At 73.1% G+C, this 4,086-nt stretch carries 2 protein-coding genes and 1 pseudogene; all 3 read right to left on the bottom strand.

Translation table 11 applies throughout. The features are described 5' to 3' along the window. A pseudogene (locus tag ND748_RS34750) lies at nt 1-196 on the bottom strand (DUF881 domain-containing protein); the annotation flags it as partial. Between the two features lie 596 nt (nt 197-792). Further along, the gene (locus ND748_RS26965; protein ID WP_251749025.1) at nt 793-3,279 is read right to left on the bottom strand and encodes a mannose-1-phosphate guanyltransferase; all 2,487 of its coding nucleotides are present in this window, start codon (nt 3,277-3,279) and stop codon (nt 793-795) included. A gap of 18 nt (nt 3,280-3,297) precedes the next feature. Beyond that, nucleotides 3,298-3,987 carry a CDP-alcohol phosphatidyltransferase family protein gene (locus ND748_RS26970; protein WP_251749024.1) on the bottom strand — a complete coding sequence of 230 codons (690 nt, stop codon included), beginning with the start codon at nt 3,985-3,987 and terminating at the stop codon, nt 3,298-3,300. Between the last annotated feature and the right edge of the window lie 99 nt (nt 3,988-4,086).

Here is a 4,086-nt window from a genome sequence, read left to right on the forward strand (position 1 = left end):
GTTCCCGGGTCATCGCGAGCTGCGAGCGCAGCCGCCCGACCCGGTCCTCGGTGCGGGCCAGGGCCATCGAGCGCTCGCCGACCTGCGCGCGCAGGGTCACCGCGAGCCGGTCTCGGGCATCGGCCGTGACGGCGGCCCGCCGCGCCCCGATCGCGATCACACCACCGAGCAGCGCCAGCACCAGGGCCAGCGCCACCGGCCGTCGCCATCCCCGTCCCCCCGGCCCCGTCCGTCCCGCAGGCACCCGCGCGGCGGACGGTCCCGACTTGGCAGCTCCCAGCTCGACAGGCGGGCCCGCCACGGGGCACGAGTCCGGTTCCGTGCACGAGTCCGGTTCGGGGCACGAGTCCGGTTCGGGGCGCGAGTCCGGTTCGGGGCGCGAGTCCGGTTCGGGGCGCGAGTCCGGTTCGGCGGGTGGGGGGAGTTTCCGCGGTGGGTCGTCGAGGAGCATGGCGAGCTCCGCCGGCAGGGACTCCGGGGTGCCGCGGAGCACGGTGGAGACGGGCAGTGCACGGCGGCCCGCGGGGTAAATCGCCTCTGGCCATCGCCATCCGGTCCGATCCCGCACATTCGGCATTCTGACCGACCGACGGTCCGCCACCGCCGACCGCGGTTGTCCCGCGCGTGCCGTGGGGGGCCGGGGCACCCCCGCCGGGCCGCTCGCGCCCCCGGTGACGGCCGGTCGCGGTGCGCAGGCGGCGTCCGCGGTGCGCACCGTACGGTCCGCCGGCTCACACCGTGCGTAACGCACCGCAACCAGCTCCACCCAGGCTCGACCGCACTCGGCTGGGGCTACGGTGCCTCGACCACCTCGGCCCAGTGGCGCAGGAGGTGGTGGGCTTCGCTGAGGTCGGCCCCCTCGGCCCACAGGTGCGTGACGGCCTCGCTGGGATCGGGCAGCACCAGCACCCACGAGCCGTCGGCGGAGACGATGCGCACCCCGTCGGTGGTGTCGAGGGTCTGGCCGGCGTCCGGATCGACGGACTCCACGATCCGGCGCATGACCGTGCCCTTCGCCGCCCACGGGGTGGGCACGGAACGGCGCAGGATGGCGATGGACGGGATCCGGGCGTCGATGGCGGACAGCGTCAGCCGGGTTCGCGCGACGAGGGTCAGCAACTTCACGAAGGCGGCGAGCCCGTCGATGGCGGGGGCGAACTCGCCGACGACGAAGCCGCCCCGGCCGTCGGCGGCGAAGACGACGCCCTCCTCGCGGGCGACGCGGGTCAGCGCCGCCGCCGACAGGGAGGTCCGCCGCACGGTCAGCCCGTGGAAGTGGGTCACCTGGTCGGCCACCCGGGTGGTGGTGACCGGCAGGGCGACCTCGGCACCCCGGTTCTCGGCCGCCACGAGGTCGAGGAAGACCAGCAGCGCCCGGTCGTCGTCGATGAGGTCGCCCCGCTCGTCGACGATGGCGATGCGCTCGCCGACGTGGTCGAAACGCACCCCGAAGGCCGCGCCGGAGCTGGCGACCAGGGCACCGAGCCGGTCGGTCGCCCGCAGATCGTCCGCGGCGCTGTGGGCCGGGACGATCTCGTCGACCCGGCCGTTGACCGTCAGCACGTCGACACCGAGCCGGCCGAGCAGGGTGGGCAGCACGAGCGAGGCGGAGCCCCCGGAGGGATCCACGACGATCTTCAGGTCCGCCTCCGCGAGGCCGGTGGTGTCGACCCGGTCGAGCAGGTCCTGGATGTAGAGGTCCAGGGTGCGGGCGGGGAAGCGCAGGTCGCCGATCTCGCCGGGAAAGGCGCGCCGGAAGTCCTGCCGGGAGAAGACCCGGTCGAGCTTGCGCTGCGCGGCCGGGGACAGGTCGTCGCCGTCGGCGTCGAGGAAGACGATGTCGATGCGTTCCGGGTCGCCGGGGGCGGTGCGCACCATGATCCCGCCGGCCGCGTTGGAGGAGCGGACGTCGAAGCGGGTGACCGGCATCGGCGACACCTCGAGGTCGCGGATGTTGATGGCCCCGGCGGTCAGCGCGCTGATGACGGCCCGCTTGAGGGCACGGGCGGCCCGGGAACCGTCGCGCGCCGTGGTGACGGTGGCGCCCTTCTTCAGCGTGGTGGCGTAGGCGCCGGCGATGCGGACGACGAGCTCGGGGGTGATCTCGGCGTTGATCAGGCCGGACACGCCGCGCGGGCCGAACAGGGAGCGCTGCCCGCGGGACTCCCAGATGACCGAGGTGTTGACGACCGCCCCGGCCTCGATCGTCTTGAACGGGTAGACCTTCACGTCATGGGAGACGAACGCCTCCTCCCGCACGACACACTCGTCGCCGATGACGGCGCCCTCCTCGATCCGGGCCGCCCGCAGCACGTCGGTGCTCTTGCCGATGACGCAGCCGCGCAGGTTGGTCTGCGGGCCGATCAGCGCGTTGTCCTGGACGATCGCCCGGTGCAGGAAGGCGCCGCTCTTGACCAGGACGTTGCTGCCGAGCACGGTGAACTCCCGCAGTTCGGCGCCGGCCTCCACCTTGCTGTAGTCGCCGACGACGAGCGGGCCCTTGAGGATGGCGTCGGGGTGCACCTCGGCGTCCTCGCCGACCCACACCCCGGGGGATACCTCGAAGCCGTCGATCTCGACGTCGACCTGCCGGTTGAGCACGTCGGCCTGCGCCCGCAGAAAGCTCGCGATGGTGCCGACGTCCTCCCAGTAGCCGGCGGCGACGTAGCCGAACACCGGCGCGCCGGCCTCGACGAGGCGGGGGAAGACGTCGCCGGACCAGTCGACCGCCTCGCCGGGTGGCACGTGCGCGAGGACCTCGGGTTCCATCACGTAGATCCCGGTGTTGACCGTGTCGGAGAAGACCTGGCCCCAGGTCGGCTTCTCGAGGAAGCGCTGGATACGTCCATCCTCGCCGGTGATGACGATCCCGAACTCCAGCGGGTCGGGCACCGACTTGAGTGCCACGGTGACCAGGGCGCCCTGGCGGCGGTGGAACGCGACGAGGTCGGTGAGGTCGATGTCGGTCAGCGCGTCGCCGCTGATGACGAGGAACGCCTCGTCGCGCAGGGCGTCCTCGGCGTTCTTCACGCTGCCGGCGGTGCCCAGCGGGGTCGTCTCGGTGGCGTACGACAGGTGCATGCCGAGCTCGTCACCCGCGCCGAAGTAGTTGCGGATCATCGAGGCCAGGAACTGGACCGTCACGACCGTCTCGTCGAAGCCGTGCCGCTTGAGCAGCCGCAGCACATGCTCCATGATCGGCCGGTTGACGACGGGCAGCAGCGGCTTGGGCAGGTTGGCGGTCAGCGGACGCAGCCGGGTGCCCTCGCCGCCCGCCATGACGACGGCTCTCACCGGTTACCTCCCGCTCTCGCCGGCCCCGGGATGGGCGCCGGTCGGGTCGTGGGCGCCGGTCGTGGTCTGGGCGCCGGTACGGGTGTGAGCCCGGTAGCCCCGGGCGAGCTGGCCGGCCTGGACGAAGTAGAGCAGCCCGGACCACCAGTACAGGGCAGTACCCCAGATCGCGAACGCCCATCCGAGCGGACGGGCGGTCGTCGCCAGCCACGAGTCGCCCGCCGAGAGCAGCAGCAGCGGAAAGGCGTAGAGCAGGTTGAACGTCGCCGCCTTGCCCAGGTAGTGCACGGGCAGGGCGACGCCCACGCCGATGCGACGCAGCAGCGGCGGCAGGGCGAGCAGCGCCACGTCGCGGGCCAGCAGCACCACGGCCAGCCAGACCGGCACGATCCCGCGCACGGTCAGCGCGATGATCGTGGAGAGGATGTAGAGGCGGTCGGCGAGCGGGTCGAGCAGCACCCCGAGGCGGCTGGTCTGGTTGAGCGCGCGGGCGAGCTTGCCGTCGAGGTAGTCGCTGATCCCGGCGAACGCGAGGATCCCCAGCGCCGCGCCGTCCGCCTCCGGCCCGAGTACCAGCCAGAGGAACACCGGCACTCCGACCAGCCGCAGCGCCGACAGCGCGTTGGGAATCGTCCACACCCGGTCCGGCGGCGCCGGCTCGGACGCCGTGGGCTGCGGGGTGGGCGCGGTCATCCGACGTCACTCCTCCACCGGCGCTTCGACCGGTTCGGCGGCACATGCCGCGAGGTGCGGTGAGCGGCCGCCCACCACGCCCGGCGCGCCCGCGGGTCC

It is taken from the genome of Frankia sp. AiPs1, assembly GCF_023716945.1.
In the GTDB taxonomy this organism is placed as follows: domain Bacteria; phylum Actinomycetota; class Actinomycetes; order Frankiales; family Frankiaceae; genus Frankia.